Source organism: Brevibacillus borstelensis (assembly GCF_003710865.1).
GTDB classification, from domain to species: Bacteria; Bacillota; Bacilli; order Brevibacillales; family Brevibacillaceae; genus Brevibacillus; species Brevibacillus borstelensis.
Map to the genome: position 1 here is coordinate 85,943 of NZ_RHHO01000026.1, position 20,113 is coordinate 106,055.

Consider the following 20,113-nt stretch of genomic DNA (forward strand, 5'->3'; position numbering starts at 1 on the left):
TCTTTTTGAAAGTATACTCCTGTTGGCCGCAAGCGAGCCTCCGTTTCACCTGCTGTTGCCGAGCTTTAGTCCCATGGCGGGGTGTCGTCGGGAGGTGTTTGCCGATTTGTTGGGATACCTTGAGCGGGTTTGCCGGGTCCGGCATCCGCGTCATTCCATGGCGGCTTCTCGGAAACAGTTGGCGCATACGACTGGGCGTAGCCTGGGCCAGGCTGGCGACTCTCCAATTCTCGAACAATTTCATGAAGATCCTTCGGCTTTAAAAACTCGACGGGAGACACCCCTCTTTCGAACTGCAAAAAGTCCCCATCCAGCAAAATGACGTATCGGCCGTTCACTTTGGCGATATGAAAATTGTTCCCGTAATCAGCAAGCAGCGCTTTTACCTGCATGTGGTCCAGCTTGCACTTCAGCTCAATTTCCGGCTGCCTGTCGGTAAGAATTTGGGCGGCTTCCATCACCGTCTCATGGTCCCATTTTTCCGCCAGTTCGCGCTTCGGGCTTGCAGCAATCAGCTCGATCTCTTCCTCCGCCCGCTGCCGCTCTTCAGAAGCCTCGGGGTAGACGAGCTCGATATGCTGCCGGGCCAGCGTGAGCACTTCCTCCGAAATCAGTTGCGTCACCGTCTGCGGGTACTCCACAAAGCGCAAAAATTCCTCAAAATAGCGAGCATGGGAGAACTGGTGTATTTTGACGTGATACGGGTCGTTCATGCCGGTTTCAATCATATTCGGATACATCAAGGACTTCATGTTTTTGGCATTAATAGCCATTTGCACATTGGAAATGAGACTGTGTTCATCGGTAATTACCGCTGTTTTCTGTTCAAAATCGCACTTGAGGATGAAGACGAACGGCTCGTCCAAGGTCTCCAACCGGGTCCGCACCACGATCAGGACCCCGCCTCTCACTTGCGATGTACGCAGATACGATTGCACCAGCTCCTGCGATGGCTGCTTGCTCTCTCCTACGGTGACGGCCTGGAGCAAACGATTCAGCAGGGCATAGTTGGGGTTCGCCTCCAGCGGATGGCCCTCTTCGATCACAAACCGGCCCAGTTTGGTCGGGCTTGCTTCACTCTTCGGATTCATCTCTGCCTTTCGCTTGGCGATGCGGGCAAACTCGCCATCCAGAAACTCCCGCAGCTCACTCTTCTCATATTCATCTCCAGACAAATGGCGGGTCATCCGTACCTGCTTGTTCCCGCTCTCTTCCTCCGGCTGTTCGATGAGATAAAATGAAAGCCAATCGATTACAAAATTCATACGCTTCCGCTCCTGTCTGACAAGTAACAGAACTGATTATAACAAATGGCGGAAGAAACGGTCAGCCTTTTTCGGAGCATGAAAGGCGCTTCCTTTTCAAATGGACTCGCTGCCGCTTATGGTATGATGGTTTCAGGAGGAGGATCTATTCATGTGGAAACGACTGGTCGCTTGGTGGAATGAAACCGTTCGAGACAAGCCCTATCCGATCGGGACTCGCATCGGGAAGTACACTGTCGATCGCGTACTCGGAATGGGCAGCTACGGGATCGCGTACCTTGCCTGTGATGAAGTGACAAGTGAGCTGATCGTCCTCAAACAGGTAAAGCCTAGCCTGCGCCATAGCCCAAAAGGAGAAGCCATGCAAGCATACGAGCAGCGTATTCTCCAGGCTCTTTGCCACCCGCAAATGCCCCGTTTTATGGAACGGTTTCATTTTCGGGGTGATTCCTTTTTGGCGATGTCATATATAGAAGGACCGACGCTGGAAGAACTGCTGTTTGACGAGCAAGCTGTCCTCGGCGAGTACGAGGCGGCCCGATTCATGCTCCGGGTCGGCGAACTTGTCTCCTATCTGCACAAGCAAGGGATCATTCATAGAGACGTGCGAATACCGAATGTGATCTGGCAAAAGGGGACCCCTTACCTGATCGACTTTGGTCTGGCGCGCTTTTACGGAGATTCGCCAACCTACATCGCAGATGACATGAGCAGCTATCCGGAGGAAAAACAGTTGAAACGCCGTGTTGAACCTGCAAGCGACCTTTACGCCCTCGGGCACTTCTTTCTGTTTCTGCTTTACACCGGGTATACGCCGCCCGAGAACCAGCCAGAGCGAAGCTGGGAAGAAGAGCTGACACTTCAGCCGGAGGTCTCCTCGATGATCAGGCGACTCCTGCACATCGATCAAGGCTATGCCGATGTGGACGAATGGCTGCATGAGCTGAAAGCCTTTATCCGCAACCAGAAGATGAAAAAGAGCAGTATACCCTCGTCATAGCTTGGGGTATCTGCTCTTTTTGCATTACTTGCGGATTGGCTCCTGCTTGGCATTCTCCATTTTTTGCTTGAGTTCCCCCGCTTCACGACGCAAGGTCTGACGCTCATGCTTCGAGAGCTCTTCTCCGCCGGCGGGACCATTGACCAGCAAATCTTCCTCATACAACCGATCTTTGCGCATGGGAACCTCCTGTGGACAAAAGAATGGTGAACCCACTCCTACTTTGTTTCAAAACGCCGCTTCTTATGTACCGGACGTCTTTCGTTTGAGACTTCCCTGGCCTGTTCGGGGTCGAGCAATTGCCCGTGAGACATGACCTTTTCCATGATGGCAAGCCCGGTTTGCTTTGAAAATTTCCGGAGAATAAACAGTTCCTGGGGTGTGCTGATGGAAAAGACGAGTCCAGCCCTGCCCATTCGCCCTGTTCGTCCGCTGCGGTGCACGTATGTATCGGAGTCAGGGGCTGGATCAAAGTGAACGACGCACTCCACTTCCGGTATATCCAGGCCCCGTGCCGCGACGTCTGTCGTGATCAAGACCGGATACACGCCTTCGCGGAACTGCTGCAAGGCCCTGGCCCTCTCTTCTTTACTCGTGTCGCGGTGCAGGAAACGGCACGGCAGGTGATGGTATTCCAGCTTGGAGACAATCTCCTCTACCTTGTCGATCTGATTGACAAAGACGATAGCCGCCCGAACATTTACCAACCGCAGGAGACGCCGCAGGGTATCCACCTTTTTCCGCGGTTCGCTGACAAGATACATGTGAACGACGCCAATGGCATTCTCCGGCCCCGATGCCCTGATCAAAGCAGGATCGTTTGCCATTTCGGACGCTAGTTCGATAACCGCGTCAGGGAGTGTCGCAGAGAAAAAGAGCCGCTGGGTATCTCGCATCACCCGGCGCATCACTTCCTGCACGGATCGAAGGAAGCCGCTATCCAGCAAGCGATCTGCCTCATCGACGACGACTGCTTTGACTTCATGCACCTTTACCTTGCGACTTTCCAAAAGTTCAACCAGTCGACCGGGGGTGGCAGCTACGAGTGAGGGGCGTTTCTTCAGCCGCTCCAATTGGCGCTTTACGTCCACTCCTCCGATGATTGCCGCTGCCGACATGTTTTTCTTGGCAAGCAAGCCTTCCGCGACCTTCGTTATTTGCATGACGAGCTCGTGCGTAGGTGCCAAAACGAGCAGTTGTATGTCTTTGGACTCGGTATCCAGACGATCGATCAGCGGGAGCAGGTAAGCAAGCGTCTTTCCCGTTCCGGTAGGTGATTCAACCAATGCATTTCGGCCGCTCTGAATGAGAGGAATCGCTTCCTCCTGTACAGGCGTCGGCCGCTCTATTTTTTGCTCTCGCAAAGCATCCATCAACGGTGCGCTTAATGTAAAATCTGCAAACGTGGTGCTCACAAAAACCCTCCTGGCATTGCTTTATCGTGCTTGGGTAAGCTTACCACATTTTGCGCCTGTGCGAAACAGCGCGGTTTCTGCACTCGCCCAAGCCAACCTTGCCATTGCCGGGCAGTATCATTGTCCTGGGCAACTCCTCATCTTTTCAACACCGTCTTTGCTGTGAAAAAAGCGAAATCCGCCTGGAGGATTTCGCTCATCGGTCACCGATTGTTCGAGTCAAGACGGGTCTCCCGCTTTTCCATCTTGTCATGCCGATCCTTCTCCGTCCGTTGATTATGGGTTCCCGGGGGATTTTCCCGATACGCCTCCACCTCGTTTTGAAACTCTTCATCATAGCCGCGCATCACTATCACCTCCTGCGGTTATTTTGTCCGGATGTTGCTTTTCTGTTTCACGAAACTTTTTTACGCTCCGTTCGTCAATCTATTACAGAGAACTTATTACATTTTATAGGAAGGGTCACCATGCAAACTTTATCACGCACTCGTACGAGAAAAAGACGCCAACGACGAAACCGCCCCTGGCGGCTATTGAAACGCCTTCTATTTATGGGCACGATGACCGCCGCTACCTTTATGCTTCTCGGAGCTACATTTCTGTTCGCTACCGACACGGGAGAGGAGCTTCGGGAATGGGCCGCAGGCACGCTGCTGACGACTCAGCACGATTACTGGGCGCCTTATACATTTTTGCCGGAGGAGAAGCTGGAGGCTCTCAAACAGCAAATCCGCAATCCCGTCGTCATTAACTCGGCAGACGAAACCACGAACACGCCAAAGGATGAGCCGGTGGATGAACCATCTGCTGTAGCGATTCCGGAAGTAAAAAAGGAATTGATTGAAATCGAGGAAATCGACGAAAAGCGCAGCAATTATTACTTTAAAGGAAAGATCATGTATATCAGCGATCCGAAACGCGTTCAACTGCTCGTCTCCAATCGGAAGGATCGCGGCGAGCTGCTCGATGAATTTGTCAAAAAGCACAACGCTCTGGGAATTGTAAATGCGAGCGGCTTCTCCGATCCCGATGGTTACGGAAATGGCGTCAAAGCGTTTGGACTTTTGATCAAGGATGGAAAGATTTTGCAGAACTACAACGCAAAAGGCGGGGAAACAGCGCTTGGGATCACTTTTGACGGGAAGCTGATCACAGGGAACTACACAGCCCAACAGCTAGTGGACATGGGCGTGAAAGACGCCATGAGCTTCCGTCCGCAGCTCATCGTCAATGGAAAAAATCTGTTCGCGGACAAGCCGGCAAAAAGCTGGGGGATTCAGCCGAGGACAGCCATTGGTCAGAAGGAAGACGGAACGATCGTATTTGTCGTCATTGACGGACGCCAGCCTGGACATTCAATCGGCGCCAGCATGAACGATATCGCCGAATTGCTGGCTGAGCGCGGAGTGGTTACCGCGATGGCGATGGACGGAGGCTCGAGCTCGATGATGCTGCATAATAACGAAGCGATCACGAAAACGTCCTGCCCGTATTACCGCGGCCGCTATCTGCCTAATGCCTGGGCAGTTATATAGGAGGTTTGGCTTGTACTATCACTTTAGCGAAGACCCGTCGATCATCTGCTTTCATCCGCGACCGCATCCATCCCATCCGTCTCTGGCACCGGTAGTCTGGGCGATCGACCAGGAGAAATCCCCGCTGTACTTTTTCCCGCGGGACTGTCCCCGGATCGGGTTTGGCCGTTCGGCAAAGACCACGCCTGAGGATGCCGCCCGGTTTATGGGATACTCGGATGCTTCCATGATCATCGCTGCAGAGTCAGCATGGTATCAAAGAATCAAAGAAGCAAAGCTGTACAAGTATACGTTCCCTCCCAACCCCTTTGTTTGCTGGGATCATGGGGCCGGCTATTATGTTTGCCACGAGACAGTTACGCCTCTATCCGTGGAGCCAATGGGCGATCTGCTGGACTGCCTGACTCAAGCAAACGTGGAGCTTCGTCTCACTCCTTCTTTGAAGCCCTTGCACGATTCCCTGCTCGATTCCACGATGCAGTTTTCCATGATCCGTCTGCGAAATGCCCGGCTGTAATGACCGGATTCAAAAATATCCGCAAACAGAAAACAGGCAGCCCGTCAAAATGGCTGCCTGTTTGTTATTACAATTTGATCGGTTTTTTGGCCTGATCGAGACTCCACTCTTCCACGTTCCAGACCTGTGTCACCCAGTCCTCGTAAAATTCGGGCTCGTGGCAGACGAGCAATACAGTCCCTTTGAACTCTTTTAAAGCTCGCTTCAACTCTTCCTTGGCCACAACGTCCAGATGGTTCGTCGGCTCGTCGAAAACCAGCCAGTTGGCCTCTCTCTGCAGCAGCTTGCACAGCCGCACCTTCGCCTGTTCACCGCCAGATAAAGCTGTCAGCGAACGATTGATGTGCTCGTTTTTCAGACCGCAGCGAGCAAGTGCCCCCCGTACTTCGTGGTTGTTCATGTGTGGAAACTCATTCCAGACATCATCCAGAGCAGTGACTGGCTTCGGCTTTACCTCCTGCTCGAAGTAAGCCGGGAACAAAAAGTCCCCGCGATCCAGCTTACCGCCCAATGGCGGGATCATCCCCAGCATTGTTTTTAACAACGTCGATTTTCCCACACCGTTCATACCGACGACTGCTACCTTTTCCCCGCGTTCGAGGCTGACCGTAAGCTTGGGCAGGAGGGGATGGGTATAGCCGATCGCCAAATCCTCTGCCGTAAAGACAAAGCGGCTGCTTGCACGGGCTTCCTTGAAAATGAAGGTTGGTTTTGCCGCAGTTTCCGGTTTGTCGATCCGCTCAATTTTTTCCAGCTGCTTTTGGCGGCTTTTCGCCCGTCCGGATGTAGAGGCACGAGCTTTGTTGCGGGCGATGAAATCTTCCATTTTGGAAATTTCTTCTCTTTGCTTTTCGTAGGCGTCAAAGTGCTGGGAGCGCTTCATTTCGGACTGAGCCAAAAAAGACTCGTAATTCCCGGTATACCGGTTCAATTTGGTGAACTCCAGGTGGTAAATCACATTGACGACTTCATTCATGAACGAGGTGTCATGGGAAATCAGGATAAAGGCGTACGGATACTCTTTGAGGTACCCTTTCAGCCAGGTGATATGCTCTTCATCCAGGTAGTTGGTCGGCTCGTCGAGCAAAAGCACGCTTGGCTTTTCAAGCAGAAGCTTGGCCAAAAGCACCTTTGTCCGCTGACCCCCAGAGAGCGCGGACACATCGCGGTCCAGACCGATGGCAGTCAGACCGAGCGCATTCGCGATCTCCTCCACCTTGGCATCGATCAGATAAAAGCCGCTGTTCTCCAGACGGTCCTGGATTTCTCCCATGCGCTCCAGCAGCTCTTCCAGCTCTTCAGGAGTCGCTTCTGCCATTTTCTCGCCAATCGCCAGCATTTCGGCTTCTTCTTGCAGCAAAGGCAAGAAAGCATCCTTCAAAACATCGCGGATCGTTTTGCCCGCCTGCAATTTTGTATGCTGGTCCAAGTACCCGTATTGAACCTTCGGCATCCATTCGATTTTCCCTTGATCAGGAATCAACTGCTTGGTCAAAATCCCCATCATCGTGGACTTGCCCGTACCGTTGGCACCGACCAATCCGACCCGATCATTGGGCTGCAGCCGAAAATTGACATCGCGGAATAGTGCGCGATCCGCAAAGCCATGTGATAAATTTTCAACGATCAAAACACTCATAAAGATCCTCCTGCAATATTCTTACGTCAAAAGGAGACGTTCTCAAAGAATTTCGGCTGATAACGCAATTCGTAGCTGGACCCTGTTAAAACTTGCTCATCGAGACGGCGGCGAAGTTCGTTTAACGAAATCTTTTCCATCGCCGTGTTCAAAATAACGGCACGGGCCATTTGCCTGAGCAGCTTGACTTCGTCAGCCAGCGAATCCCCATGCTCTTTTCCGCTGTGGACGATCTCAGAGCGATGGTTGTAGGAGCTCTTGACAAATTGTGCGATCTTTTCCCGCTTCTCGGGCGTGTCTCCGTAATAATACGCCATGCGGAAACGAAGCTTGTAGGTAATCTCCCCTTTTTTCCCGTCAGGGGCAAAGAGGGATTCCAGCGAGATCCAGAGATCGAGCAATTGGTCTTCCAGGCTCTTCTTTTCTAATGACAGGGAATAACGTCTGAGCGCCAATGACGGCAGCGTGATTCCCTCCTCCATAAGCGCGAGGAAAATTTTCTGTGCTTCTTCGTCAAACAAGTATTTATCTCCATCAAGCGATCGCTTGAGGTACGTAATGCCGTACACAGGAAATTTTGCTGTAATGATGTATGGGATCGAGCAGATTCCCCCGGTGGATGCCAGATTCAGCTTGTTTTCAATCTCCTCAATCCAAGTCCGTTCATCCGAATACTTTAATTCGTGCGTTTCCGCAGGATATTCCGCCAGCAAAAAGATACTCGTCAAGTCGACTTTTCGATCGAACAAGTAGCGGCTTTCGTCCATCACGTTGCGAAGATACCGCGAAGCGACGTTATACGGCTTTTCGGCACCAGAAACAAGATGAAATGATTTGGGAAGCTCGATGTGCAGCGGTTTCGTTGTAGTGGTATTAAAAATTGGGGCAATCAATGTCGGCATACAGTCATCTCCTTTCCTGCGTGAAAGCCCAAAAATCGAGTGAAATATCTAATCATACCATAACATATTCGATGACAACACGGTGCTTTTCGCAAATATGCAAGTATTTCCGAGATTGCCTTTTCACTGCCAACATGCTTGTACACAGACTTCCCTTTAGAATACCAGTATTTCCTATGGTTCGTCACTATTTGATTGCGGCATTCTAAAAAAGGAAGGAGTGGATACGATGGAAAAAGAGCATATGCTGGATGAAAATCCGCACCAAACCTACAATAACACCTACGAGCCGATGGAACAAACGGGCAGGCCGATGCCAGGCTCCAAAAAAGTAAAACAAGAAAACCATTCGCGTCAAATCAAGACACGGGAAGGATAGGGATAGCCCCTTCCTGTTTTTTACAGTGCAAAGATTGAATTGTCCCACAAGGATGAACTATGATGATAACAGTATCCTTGTTGGAGGTCTACAATAATGATTTCAGTCCCTCTTTCGGGCGGCAGCCCTCTTCATCCTACCGTTACTTACAGCGTTTCTCCACTATTTGAGGCAGCCGCCAGCCTTCACAGCTTGGCCCACACAACGCAGACAAAGGAGCATTCCGACTGGGCAGAGGAACTTCTGTCTGGCTTTGATTCAGAAGGGATCTTGAAAGAATGGGAGTACTTTGCTCCCATCTTTCGCGAGACAATTCCGGATGTTTTGGATCCTGTCCAGACGAAAGAGGTCATGTTCGTAGAAGACCTCTACGGCTACTTTGTTCAGATGCCAACAACATCTTTTACAAAAAGTTTTTTAACACCCGAGGATGGTAGAGAAACCGGTAATGCTCCTCCTGCCATCTATCAGGATGCAAGACAGGATGCCGAATTCGTCAAAGGTCGGTTCTCCCTATTTCTTTCAACGTATTGGCTGCTGTTTTTTGAGGAAAAATGGGAAAAAATCGCTCCGTTGTTTGTGAATGAAGCCGAGAACATTTACGAGGCAATACGCACGCCAGAAGGCTGTATGGCCTTTTTGCAAAAAGTTGCTCCGCTTTTTACATATCGTGAAGAAGAGCAAAAACTGATCTGTGACGATGGAACGACAGAAAACGTCCAGGCAGATCAGCTGATTTTGTGTCCAAGCTATTTTTACGATCAGGTTCGCCTCGTAAAAGAAGGATTATCCACATACCTCATCTATCCGATGAAGAAATGGAAAACGCCCCGTTAAGGGCGTTTTCCGTCTTGGATCATGTGCGCAACGATTAATTTATCCAGTTTTTGACTAATTTTTACGATTTCCGGGTCGAGAAAATTGTAGCCAGCGTTCTTGGCTGCTTGTTCCAACTGCCGGCGAACATCATCAATCATCTTTTGCGTAATCTCCATGGTGTCTACCCCCACCCGACTCGTTCTCCCACTATTTTACATTATTTGATAAACGGTGGAAAGGGGAAATGCTGAAAAAAACCCCGCATCATTTCAGGATGCAGGGTTTCCATAAACGAATTTACTTCATCACATGAATGGGGCGACCCAAAGCCAGCTCCGCTGCTTCCATCGTCACTTCACCCAAAGTTGGATGCGCGTGAATGGTCAGCTCGATATCTTCGAGCGTCGCACCCATTTCAATCGCAAGACCGATCTCCGCAATGATGTTGGAAGCCTCTGGTCCGACGATTTGCGCCCCGAGTACCAGGTTGGTCTCCTTGTCGGCGATCAGCTTGACGAAGCCTTCACCCGCATTGACCGAAAGCGCGCGGCCATTGGCAGCAAACGGGAAGCGTCCAGATACGTACTCGATGCCTTTTTCCTTCGCTTCACGCTCGCTGATCCCTACGCTTGCGATCTCAGGGTCGCTGAATACGACAGCCGGGATTGCTTTGTAGTCGACCTCTGCCGGGTGTCCAGCAATTGCTTCGGCAGCCACTTTTCCTTCATAAGAAGCCTTGTGGGCCAGGGCTGGTCCTTCAACGATGTCCCCGATCGCGTAGACATTCGGGATGCTGGTTTGACCTTGCTTGTCTACGACAATATAACCGCGGTCAGTCAGTTTCATGCCGATATCGCGTACGCCGAGCTCGTCGGTGTTCGGACGACGGCCAACTGTCACGAGGATATATTCAGCTTCGACTTGCTTTTGTTCGCCTTTTACCTCAGCCGTAACGACAACGCCGTCTTCCTTCTCTTCCATTCCTTGTGCCAGCGCTTTTGTATGAATCTCCACGCCCAGCTTTTTCAGCTTGCGGTCAACGAGGCGGGTCATTTCCGCTTCGAAGCCCGGAAGGATTTGATCAGAACCTTCCAGGATGGTTACCTTCGTGCCGAATTTGGCAAACACGGTACCCAGCTCCACGCCGATGTAGCCACCGCCGATTACGACCATGCTCTTTGGAATTTCCGTCAGTGCAAGTGCTTCCGTCGAAGACAGCACACGCTTGCCGTACGGGAAAGCCGGCAACTCGATCGGACGGGAGCCGGTCGCGATGATGCAGTGGTTGAAACGGTAGCGGTTTACATCGTAGCCATGGAATACCCGGACTTCGTTCTCGCTCACAAACAGAGCTTCGCCGGGGATTACCTGGATTTTGTTGCCTTTAAACAGTTTGCCGACGCCACCAGTCAGCTGGTTGACGATGCCTTTTTTCCACTCCTGAACTTTGGCAAAGTCTACCTTTACGTTTTCCATGGTAATGCCCATGGCATCTGTATGTTGAGCATGCTCATACGTATGAGCTGCATGGATCATGGCCTTGGACGGGATGCAGCCGACGTTCAGACATACGCCACCGAGCTCGGCTTTCTCTACGACAGCCACGGTTTTGCCCAGCTGGGCAGCGCGAATGGCTGCCACATAACCGCCGGGACCGGCACCGATGACGAGAACGTCTACCTCTGTTGTAAATTCTCCTACTACCATCGCTTGTTATCCCTCCATGACGAGCAGTGTTGGGTTTTCCAAGAGCTGCTTCACGTAGTTGACGAATCGCTGAGCAGGTTCGCCGTCGATGAGTCTGTGGTCAATGCTGAGCGAGAGCGACAGCACTTGGCCAACCACGATTTCACCGTTTTTCACAACCGGTTTTTCACTGATGCGGCCTACGCCGAGGATCGCAGCTTCCGGATAGTTGATGATCGGAGTAAAGAACATGCCGCCTGCGGAACCGATGTTTGTGATGCTGAAGGTAGAGCCTTTCAGCTCGTCAGCGGACGCTTTGCGGTCGCGTGCCTTTGCAGCCAGCTCGCTGATTTCGCCAGCGATTTCAAAGATCGATTTGCGCTCGGCAGCCTTCACTACCGGCACAACCAAGCCTTGGTCCGTAGAGGTAGCGATACCGATGTTATAGTATTTTTTGTAAACAATTTCTTGTTTTTCGTCGTCGATGGAAGCGTTCAGTTCCGGGAACTTTTTCAGTCCTGCGACAACAGCCTTGACGATGAATGGCAAATAGGTCAGCTTTACGCCGCGCTGTTCAGCCAGCGGCTTCGCGTCTTTGCGCATAGCGACCAGCTCTGTCACGTCCACTTCATCAAAGATGGTGACGTGCGGAGCGGTGTAAGCAGATTTAACCATTGCTTTGGCAACCGCTCTGCGAATGCCTTTGAGAGGCACCCGTTCTTCGATTTCGCCAGCTTGTGCCGCGTAGTGGACAGTCGGAGCTGCCGCTGCTTGCTGTACGCCAGTTGCTTCCGGAGCATCAGAAGCCACTGGTGCTGCCGCTTCAGCTGCTGCAGGAGCAACTGCTGCTCCGCCAGTCAGGAAGCGGTCGATATCTTCACGCGTAATGCGGCCGAGTTTGCCTGTGCCTGGCACATTTGCCAGCGCAACGCCTTTTTCACGAGCGTATTTGCGTACAGACGGCGTAGCCAGTACGTGTTTGCGATCGATTGGTGCCGCGGTTGCTGTCGCTGCAGGTTGTGCGAGCGGAGTATCCATTGCTTGGTTTGCGTTTGCGCTTACCTGGGAGCCAATATCGCAGCCCGGTTCCATTTTCTCTTCGACAGCCGGTGCTGCTGCTTGACTGTCTCCATGACCATGGTCAGGGAGATTCGGGATTTCGCCCTCCACGTCAAATTCGATCAGCGGATCGCCGACTACGCAGACAGTGCCTTCCGTAACTTTCAGTTCCAGTACCTTTCCTTTTACAGGAGATGGAACTTCCACTACAGCCTTGTCATTTTGCACTTCCATGATAACTTGGTCTTCTTCAACGGTATCCCCCGGCTTGACATGCCATTTGACGATTTCGCCCTCATGGATGCCCTCGCCAAGCTCCGGGAGTCTAAAAGTAAAACGACTCACGCTATCTCCTCCTCAATGAGGTTGTTTGTACAAGCATAACTATCCATTATGGAAAAAGAGTTGCCTAAAGAAGGCGGAAAGCAATCTCTTTCCGCCGGGTATGTGATTAAAAATCGAGTACTTGGGTCAAACCGTCTACGACGCGTTTCACATCTGGCAGCCAGATGTCTTCTGCTTGTGCGAACGGGAAGATCGTATCCGGTGCAGTAACGCGAAGCACTGGCGCTTCCAGGTGCAGAATGGCGCGTTCGTTGATTTGAGCGATGATTTCGGCAGCTACGCCGGATGTTTTTTGCGCTTCCTGCACCACGATGGCGCGGTTGGTTTTCTTCACGGACGCGACAATCGTGTCGATGTCGATCGGGTTTACTGTGCGCAGGTCGATCACTTCCACTTTCGCGCCGCGAGCTTTTTCCAGCTCTTCAGCCGCTTTCAGACTGGTATGAACCATAGCGCCGTAGGTGATGATGGTAACATCGCTGCCCTCTTTCACTACGTTTGCTTTGCCGAGTGGAATGGTGTACTCGCCTTCCGGTACTTCCTGACGGAAAGAGCGGTACAGTTTCATGTGCTCCAAAAATACAACCGGATCGTTGTCGCGGATGGCAGAGATCAGCAAGCCTTTTGCATCGTACGGATTGGATGGGATGACCACTTTCACCCCAGGCGTTTGCATGATCAAGCCTTCCAGCGAGTCAGCGTGCAGCTCAGGCGTTTTTACCCCGCCGCCAAAAGGAGAGCGGAATGTGATCGGGCTGTTGTAGCGTCCGCCGGAACGGAAACGCATACGTGCCGCCTGAGAGGCGATCGCGTCAAATGTCTCGAATACGAAGCCGAAAAATTGGATTTCGGCAACCGGACGGAATCCGTTGACGGAGAGGCCCACAGCCAGGCCGCCAATTCCGGACTCGGCAAGCGGCGTGTCAAATACGCGCTGCTCGCCGAACTCGGCTTGCAAACCTTCTGTTGCACGGAATACCCCGCCGTTTTTACCCACGTCTTCACCGAAGACGAGAACGGTTTCGTCGCGTTTCAATTCAACGCGCATTGCGTCCGTAATGGCTTGAACCATTGTCATTTGTGCCATGGGTTATTTCGACTCCTTTGCCAGATATTCCGCCTTTTGCTCTTCCAGTTCAGGCGGCAGTGTTTCGAACATAACGTCGATGAGGTCGCTAACTTTCATTTTCGGCGCTTCGTCCGCTTTCTTGATCGCGTCAGCAACCGCTTGTTTTGCTTCTTCGATAACCGCTTCCTCGTCTTTTTCGCTCCACAGCCCTTTGTTTTCCAGGAACTTGCGGAAGCGAATCAGCGGGTCTTTTTGTTCCCATTCGCTTTGCTCTTCGCCAGTACGGTAGCGAGTCGGGTCGTCACCAGCCATTGTGTGCGGACCATAGCGATAAGTAAGCGCCTCGATCAGAGTCGCTCCCTCGCCGTCAATACCGCGTTGCTTCGCTTCGCTCACAGCATGGTACACAGCAAGAATGTCCATACCGTCTACGCGCGCGCTGGCGATACCGGCAGCTTTTGCTTTTACAGCAACGTTTTCAGCAGCTGTTTGCTTTTCAAACGGCACGGAGATAGCGTATCCGTTGTTTTGCGAGAAGAAAATGACTGGCAGCTTGTAAACGCCGGCAAAGTTCATCCCTTCGTAGAAATCACCCTGGGACGTTGCGCCGTCACCAAAGTAGTTGATCGCTACGCGTTTTTCACCGCGGAGCTTGTAGCCCATCGCAATACCTGCAGCCTGTGTACATTGAGCAGCGATGATGATTTGCGGCATCAGAACGTTGACGTCTTCTGGAATGCGTCCGCCCTCAATGTGACCACGGGAGTAGAGGAAAGCTTTGTGCATTGGAAAACCGTGCCATACCATTTGCGGAATATCGCGGTAGCTTGGCAGGATGAAGTCTTCTTTGGAAAGGGCAGCCTCGGAACCGATCATTGCGGCTTCCTGGCCGGCAACCGGCGCATAGAAACCAAGACGGCCTTGGCGGTTCAAGCTGATTGCACGTTGGTCCCACACACGGGTAAAGACCATTTTGCGCATCAGATCGCGCAATTCATCATCAGAAAGCTTGGGCATGAGATCAGGACGAACAACGGTACCGTCCGGAGCAAGAATTTGCAGCGGAGTGTTGTTACCCGTTTGTTCAACAGCAGTAGTCACGCTCATCACATTCACCTCGTCACTGGATTATAAAGCGGGAAAGGTTAATTGCGCAGAAAGTCGCCGTGTTGAAAGTGCTTACAACCACTTTCGCACAACCCTGTTATACCTCAGATAAAATAACTGTTCAATGTGTTATAGTATTGATATTACAGGGTTTATTTCCTTCCTGTTATCATTTACTATAAAATCTGTATCAGTTTTTTTCAAGGATTAGTTTGGAATTTCGTTTAGGAGTTGAGATGAAATCCCATGTCAGACTATGTAAAAAGAACGATTGTCAAAGAAGAAATTCCCAGCGTCTATTTGGATTCGCCCCGCTCCGTAAAGGTATATCTCCCCCCCGGATACAACGAGCTGCTCTCCTATCCCGTCGTCTACTGCCAGGATGGGAATGATTTTTTTACCATGGGTCGGATTGCCACGATTGCCAATCAACTGATCCTCGACGAAGGAGTGCCGCCCTTTCTCGTTGTCGGCGTCTCCGTGGAGAGAAGCAAACGGACAAGCGAATATTCCCCTATCGGATCGCGGCACGAGGGGTACAAGCGTTTCTTTATAGAAGAATTGATCCCCTACATCGAAGAGCGTTATCCGGTACGGAAAAATCCGGAAGCGCGCGTGCTGGCGGGCGATTCGCTTGGCGGAACCGTCTCCTTGCACATCGCTTTGGACGAACCCGCTCTCTTTCCGAATCTGCTCTCCCTGTCGGGGGCGTATTTCCAGCCTACTTTGGACCAACTGTCCGCTGCAGACGACCTTTCTTGGCTGAATGTCTGGATGGTGGTTGGACTGGATGAAACAACTGTCGAAACACACATGGGAACCTTTGACTTTGTGGAATGGAACCGCAAAACAAAAGACATTTTTGAAAAAAAGGGCGCTTCGCTTTCCTACCGGGAGAAGCCGGGAAACCATGTCTGGGGCCTGTGGCAAAAAGAATTGCCGGATGGCTTGCGACACTTTTTTCCGGCCTCCGATCTGTAGTTGTCCGCCTGCAACCGTCTATAGTCCGTTGATCTCCCGAATATCGGCGTAGCTGTAGTAACTGCCATCCGTCAGGAACAATCCCTGGTGGGTGGCTTTTTCGATTTCTCCCGCTACTTGCCGTTCATCGCTCAGGACAATGTTGACAACTTTGCTTTCGTCCCGCTGCATCTGATTTTGGACCTGCTGACGCTGTTTCGCGGAAATCATTTGAATCCCTCTTTCCCTTTTGTTGGATACTCGTAGTATTCCTTTGCAAAGGTCGATTTACTCCCCTGCTCTCATCAGGTGAGCGCCTTGTTGCCCGGCTGACTGGTGTCGATTCGCGAGGCCCCTACTATGCCGCGGAGCTTCTTTCGCTTGAGTGAGATGGCACATTTTGGGGCAAACTCTACCCAAACTCGCAAATCCGAGCTTGTCATTCGGAGCTAAGAATTCACCTGGAAAGGATTCACCCAGATGAAGCCGTATGCAAAGTCCCACTCCCCGGAGCTTGTCCCCTCTCTCAGCGACAATCTGGAGCATATCTTGACGCTGCTCGGAAACAGCTCCGATATCGTTTATAGAGAAATGTCCTTGGGCGAGACAGAACGCAAGGCTGTCGCCATCTATGCAAAAGGGATGGTTGACCAGCAATTTTTGTACAGTCAAGTATTCGGGGTGATCTCCCGGCGCTTTCTCACAGAGGTGGAGGCCAGTCCCCCAGACTATCCGCAAAACCTGAAACATTTTGCACAGCATGCGAGCACATTCGGGGATATTTCAGTGGTATACAAATCTGATCAATGTGTCTCGGAGATATTGGCCGGAAATACTTGCGTTCTCTTCGACGAGTATCCCGGCGCCGTCATATTTGGAACGGCTAAGGACAAGTCCCGGCAGCAAGAGGAGCCTGCCAGCGAAGCCCTCGTACGTGGTCCGCGGATCGGTTTTGTAGAAGAGGTGAATGAAAATACAGCGATTCTCCGCCGGCGGTTGAAGGATCCCCATCTGACCTTTGAATCTTTATTTTTAGGCAGGCGGGCACGAAAAGAGGTCATCATCTGCTATCTGCGCGGGGTAACGAATCCGGATCTGGTGAATGAGGTAAGACGGAGACTGCAAAAAATCGACATCGACGATCCGATTGAATCCGGGTATGTTGAGAACTACATTCAGGACAACCCCTATTCTCCCTTTCCGCAGGTTCAAAATACGGAACGGCCGGATCGCGTGGAGGGCGCGCTTTTGGAAGGCCGGGTTGCGATTCTGATCGATGGTACGCCTTTTTCACTGATCGTCCCCGTAACGTTCCCCATGCTGATGCAATCGCCGGAGGATTACTACGACCGCTGGATTCCCGCTTCACTCATCCGCATGCTCAGGACATTGGCGCTATTCTTTGCGCTTTTCTTGCCTGCGTTATACGTAGCGCTCGTCTCCTACCATCAAGGACTCATCCCGACGAAATTGGCCATCTCTATTGCGGGTACGCGAGAGGGAGTTCCGTTTCCCACCATTGTAGAAGCGATGTTTATGGAAATAACCATTGAGCTCTTGCGGGAGGCTGGTTTGCGCTTGCCAAAGCCTGTCGGTCAAGCAGTGGGAATAGTAGGGGGCCTTGTCATCGGACAATCCGCTGTCGAAGCGGGTATCGTCAGCCCGATCATGGTGATTGTCGTTGCGTTGACGGCCATTTCGTCCTTTGCGTTTCCACAATACCCTGCTGCCATCGCGATACGTCTGCTTCGTTTCGGGATGATGCTGGCCGCCTCTATTTTCGGTCTATACGGGATCATTCTCGTATTTGTCTTGATCACCTCTCATGTGGTAAGACTCAAAAGCTTTGGCATCAATTATGCGGCTCCATATGTCCCCAATCGTGTATACACGTGGAAGGACCTGTTCCTTCGCTTGCCCTTGCAGACGCTGTTAAAATTCCGGCCAGCGATGTTCAAGCCGCTCGACCGAAACCGTTCCGATCAATCAAAGTAAAGGAGAGTGGGCTTTCGTGAGTTCCCTTCGGATTTCTCCTTTTTCACCATTCCAGCTGACGATTACAACTGTTTCTACCATCATCGGGGTAGCCATCCTTACCCTCCCCCGCGTCATCGCTGAAGAGGTGGGAACGCCGGATGTCTGGATCGACGTTATCCTTGGGGGAATCATTACTGCGGTCGCGGCAATGATTTGCCTGCATCTAAGCAACTGCTTTCCGGGTGAGACTTTTTATATTTACAACGTGCGCATCGTAGGAAAAGTACTGGGGACTCTGATCAGTGTTTTGTACATCTGCAACTTTACGACATTTGGGGCCTTTGAAGCGCGGGTGCAGGCGGAGGTTGTCCGTCACTTCCTATTGGACGAAACCCCTCTGGAGGTAACCATGCTGGCCTTTATACTGGTTGGCTTTTATTTGGTGTCAGGCGGTTTGAATGCGATCATTCGGATCAATGAGTTTTATCTCCCCATCACCCTGTTGATCGTGTTTACGATTCTCTTTCTCAATTGGAAAAACTTTGAGTTTGACAATATACGTCCGTTCCTTGAAAACGGACCGTCAGCCTTACTCCCGGGCATCCTCCCTACCGCCCAGGCCTTCTCAGGTTTTGACGTGATCCTGTTTCTTGTGGCCTATACGCGCAATGCCCAAAAATCAACGCTCCCTATACTGCTCGGCTTTGCACTCGTCACACTCATCTATATGACCATCGTCATCATGGTAATCGGCTCCTTGACGCTTAACGAAGTGATTACCTTGACTTGGCCCACGATGGAATTCGTAAAGCAGATCGAATTTCCAGGAGCTTTCTTTGAACACTTTGAAATCTTTTTTATCACCATCTGGCTGCTAAATATGTTTACAACGTTTTTTATTAATTTGTATTTAGCTTCTTTAGGAATTCACCTTCTCATCGGCTGGAATATCAAGCTCGTCATGTGTTTGCTTCTCCCCGTGATATACGGAATCGCGCTATTGCCAAAAGATCTCAACGGGGCATTGGAACTCGGCAAGAGCATTGGCTTTTTCTCTGTCCTTGTCTCGACCCTCATCCCGCTTTTTTTGCTTCTGATCGCGATAGCCAGAAACCGGCCGAAACACGATCAACCGGTTAATGAGGGGTCGAGACCATGAGCATGATGAAAGCCAGATCTCTGCCAATCTTAGTTACGCTCCTCCTGTGCAGCGCCATCGTTTCCAGCGGTTGCTGGGATCGTCGGGAGATCGAGGACCTGGGGATCGCCATCGGGATGTCCGTTGACCAGGCTATACAGAAGAAGCGGACCTCCGAGGAAGAAAAACAAATCGTTCACAAGCATAAAACGATAATGCCTATCTCCGTTACTTATCAGATCGTAAACCCCAAAATTATTGGGGGAACCTCAAGGGGAAACCCTTCCAACCAAAAGCCTTACATTAACATTACAAGTTCAGGGGATACGGCTTTCCAGGTTGCGAGAGAAACAGCTACTCGCATAGGTCGTCCGCCCTTTTTCATGCACTTGAAAATAATTATTTTGGGTGATTAGGTATCTCGTAAAATTAATCTGGCCCAATTGCTAAACATGAATTTGCGAGATACCGAGATGCGTCGTACCGTTCATCTGACCATAGCGGAGGGAAACGGGAGAGAGATTCTTGAAGCAAAAACCAAAAATGAAGACTTGCCCTCCTTCGAGCTGTTAAGCCTAATCGATAACCTTTCTAAATCCATTCATATCGCCCAGCCTATATCCATTGGGACAGTCTCGGAACAATTATCTGCCGACAGCAGCTTTTGCGTACCAAGGGTGGTTCTGCACCAAAAAGAAATGAAGCTGGCTGGCGCAGCCGTCATAAGCGGAAAAACCGGAAAAATGCTAGGGTGGATCGGCGAAGAGGAAACAGCCGGACTCAATTTGGTCCAGGGTACGGGAAAATCAGAAGAGGGCCATAAAGGCGGCATTATTGAAGCAGTCATCAAAGGGAGTAGAGATCCTTTTTCATATGAAATCGGAAAAATCCGCAGCAAGATCATTCCGATCGTAAAAAATGGACAATTGTCTTTCAGAGTAGACATCAAAGTGGAAGGGCGATTGGGAGAAGACTGGGCTCTAAACGAAAACGCTTTTGAAAAAGACTACCTCGATAGAGTAAATGCTGCAGTAAAAACAAGGATTGAACAGATAGTCAACAATACCTTGAAAAAAACACAAAAGGACTTTCGCGTAGATGTAGCCGGCTTTGGAAAACAACTGCACATCCATTATCCGAAGGAGTGGAAGAAGCGAAAGGAAAATTGGGACGAGGTGTTTAGTCGAATACCAGTATCTCTCGACGTAACGGTAAAAACAGAGGAGTTTGCCTTGAAAGGCAAGAAAAAATGATCCCTTTTTCAAAGAGAACGTGCACCAGGGGTCTGTCAAGATTTTTGT

General features: G+C 50.9%; 20 protein-coding genes and 1 pseudogene. 9 read left to right on the forward strand and 12 right to left on the reverse strand.

Going from position 1 to position 20,113, the window contains the following annotated elements; translation table 11 throughout:
* Positions 1–65: 65 nt before the first annotated feature.
* A complete protein-coding gene (locus tag EDM54_RS13460) occupies positions 66–1,265 on the reverse strand; it encodes a DUF3900 domain-containing protein (protein ID WP_003385702.1) in 1,200 nt (399 codons plus the stop codon).
* Between the two features lie 151 nt (positions 1,266–1,416).
* On the opposite strand from EDM54_RS13460, the gene EDM54_RS13465 reads away from it, so the two are divergent.
* Positions 1,417–2,265: a serine/threonine protein kinase gene (locus EDM54_RS13465; protein ID WP_003385704.1), complete on the forward strand. Its 849-nt coding sequence runs from the start codon at positions 1,417–1,419 to the stop codon at positions 2,263–2,265.
* Between the two features lie 24 nt (positions 2,266–2,289).
* Here the strand turns inward: EDM54_RS13465 and EDM54_RS26485 are convergent, their stop codons facing one another.
* The 3 genes from EDM54_RS26485 to EDM54_RS26490 all read right to left on the reverse strand — a co-directional run bounded on the left by EDM54_RS26485 (position 2,290) and on the right by EDM54_RS26490 (position 4,027).
* Complete coding sequence (locus tag EDM54_RS26485; RefSeq protein WP_003385706.1) at positions 2,290–2,445, reverse strand: hypothetical protein; 156 nt, start codon at positions 2,443–2,445, stop codon at positions 2,290–2,292.
* Positions 2,446–2,483: 38 nt separating this feature from the next.
* Complete coding sequence (locus tag EDM54_RS13470) at positions 2,484–3,680, reverse strand: DEAD/DEAH box helicase (protein ID WP_122958332.1); 1,197 nt, start codon at positions 3,678–3,680, stop codon at positions 2,484–2,486.
* A 203-nt stretch (positions 3,681–3,883) separates the two neighbouring features.
* Complete coding sequence (locus EDM54_RS26490) at positions 3,884–4,027, reverse strand: hypothetical protein (protein ID WP_003385710.1); 144 nt, start codon at positions 4,025–4,027, stop codon at positions 3,884–3,886.
* 120 nt (positions 4,028–4,147) lie between these two features.
* Here EDM54_RS26490 and EDM54_RS13475 point away from each other — a divergent pair, with 120 nt between their 5' ends.
* On the forward strand, positions 4,148–5,215 hold the full coding sequence (locus EDM54_RS13475; RefSeq protein WP_024984096.1) for a phosphodiester glycosidase family protein: 1,068 nt from the start codon (positions 4,148–4,150) through the stop codon (positions 5,213–5,215).
* A 10-nt stretch (positions 5,216–5,225) separates the two neighbouring features.
* Positions 5,226–5,732, forward strand: coding sequence for a DUF6886 family protein (locus EDM54_RS13480; protein ID WP_227277615.1), 507 nt, complete (start codon positions 5,226–5,228; stop codon positions 5,730–5,732).
* A 67-nt stretch (positions 5,733–5,799) separates the two neighbouring features.
* Here the strand turns inward: EDM54_RS13480 and EDM54_RS13485 are convergent, their stop codons facing one another.
* Together EDM54_RS13485 and EDM54_RS13490 are read right to left on the reverse strand one after the other, a co-directional pair.
* Positions 5,800–7,371, reverse strand: coding sequence for an ABC-F family ATP-binding cassette domain-containing protein (locus tag EDM54_RS13485; protein ID WP_122958334.1), 1,572 nt, complete (start codon positions 7,369–7,371; stop codon positions 5,800–5,802).
* A 26-nt stretch (positions 7,372–7,397) separates the two neighbouring features.
* On the reverse strand, positions 7,398–8,273 hold the full coding sequence (locus EDM54_RS13490; protein ID WP_003385714.1) for a HEPN domain-containing protein: 876 nt from the start codon (positions 8,271–8,273) through the stop codon (positions 7,398–7,400).
* Between the two features lie 229 nt (positions 8,274–8,502).
* Between EDM54_RS13490 and EDM54_RS13495 the strand changes: the two genes are divergently transcribed.
* Together EDM54_RS13495 and EDM54_RS13500 are read left to right on the forward strand one after the other, a co-directional pair.
* Positions 8,503–8,652, forward strand: coding sequence for a small acid-soluble spore protein P (locus EDM54_RS13495; RefSeq protein ID WP_003385715.1), 150 nt, complete (start codon positions 8,503–8,505; stop codon positions 8,650–8,652).
* 96 nt (positions 8,653–8,748) lie between these two features.
* A complete protein-coding gene (locus EDM54_RS13500; protein WP_024984099.1) occupies positions 8,749–9,489 on the forward strand; it encodes a hypothetical protein in 741 nt (246 codons plus the stop codon).
* Here EDM54_RS13500 and EDM54_RS13505 read toward each other — a convergent pair.
* The 5 genes from EDM54_RS13505 to pdhA all read right to left on the reverse strand — a co-directional run bounded on the left by EDM54_RS13505 (position 9,486) and on the right by pdhA (position 14,737).
* Positions 9,486–9,647 carry an aspartyl-phosphate phosphatase Spo0E family protein gene (locus EDM54_RS13505; protein ID WP_024984100.1) on the reverse strand — a complete coding sequence of 54 codons (162 nt, stop codon included), beginning with the start codon at positions 9,645–9,647 and terminating at the stop codon, positions 9,486–9,488. The two genes, EDM54_RS13500 and EDM54_RS13505, sit on opposite strands and share 4 nt — an antisense overlap.
* A 121-nt stretch (positions 9,648–9,768) precedes the next feature.
* A complete protein-coding gene (gene lpdA / locus EDM54_RS13510) occupies positions 9,769–11,178 on the reverse strand; it encodes a dihydrolipoyl dehydrogenase (protein ID WP_003385718.1) in 1,410 nt (469 codons plus the stop codon).
* 6 nt (positions 11,179–11,184) lie between these two features.
* Positions 11,185–12,561: a dihydrolipoamide acetyltransferase family protein gene (locus EDM54_RS13515; protein ID WP_003385720.1), complete on the reverse strand. Its 1,377-nt coding sequence runs from the start codon at positions 12,559–12,561 to the stop codon at positions 11,185–11,187.
* Between the two features lie 106 nt (positions 12,562–12,667).
* Positions 12,668–13,648, reverse strand: coding sequence for an alpha-ketoacid dehydrogenase subunit beta (locus tag EDM54_RS13520; RefSeq protein ID WP_003385721.1), 981 nt, complete (start codon positions 13,646–13,648; stop codon positions 12,668–12,670).
* Positions 13,649–13,651: 3 nt separating this feature from the next.
* A complete protein-coding gene (gene pdhA, locus EDM54_RS13525) occupies positions 13,652–14,737 on the reverse strand; it encodes a pyruvate dehydrogenase (acetyl-transferring) E1 component subunit alpha (protein WP_003385723.1) in 1,086 nt (361 codons plus the stop codon).
* Between the two features lie 246 nt (positions 14,738–14,983).
* Between pdhA and EDM54_RS13530 the strand changes: the two genes are divergently transcribed.
* Complete coding sequence (locus EDM54_RS13530) at positions 14,984–15,718, forward strand: alpha/beta hydrolase (protein ID WP_003385724.1); 735 nt, start codon at positions 14,984–14,986, stop codon at positions 15,716–15,718.
* 18 nt (positions 15,719–15,736) lie between these two features.
* Here the strand turns inward: EDM54_RS13530 and EDM54_RS13535 are convergent, their stop codons facing one another.
* Positions 15,737–15,928, reverse strand: coding sequence for a hypothetical protein (locus EDM54_RS13535; RefSeq protein WP_003385725.1), 192 nt, complete (start codon positions 15,926–15,928; stop codon positions 15,737–15,739).
* 249 nt (positions 15,929–16,177) lie between these two features.
* Here EDM54_RS13535 and EDM54_RS13540 point away from each other — a divergent pair, with 249 nt between their 5' ends.
* From EDM54_RS13540 to EDM54_RS13555, 3 genes and pseudogenes are all read left to right on the forward strand, one after another.
* Entirely contained in the window at positions 16,178–17,692 is a 1,515-nt protein-coding gene (locus tag EDM54_RS13540; RefSeq protein ID WP_003385726.1) for a spore germination protein, read from the forward strand.
* A 16-nt stretch (positions 17,693–17,708) separates the two neighbouring features.
* The gene (locus EDM54_RS13545; protein ID WP_052259697.1) at positions 17,709–18,833 is read left to right on the forward strand and encodes a GerAB/ArcD/ProY family transporter; all 1,125 of its coding nucleotides are present in this window, start codon (positions 17,709–17,711) and stop codon (positions 18,831–18,833) included.
* 5 nt (positions 18,834–18,838) lie between these two features.
* Positions 18,839–20,065, forward strand: a pseudogene (locus tag EDM54_RS13555) (Ger(x)C family spore germination protein).
* The last annotated feature ends 48 nt before the right edge of the window (positions 20,066–20,113 follow it).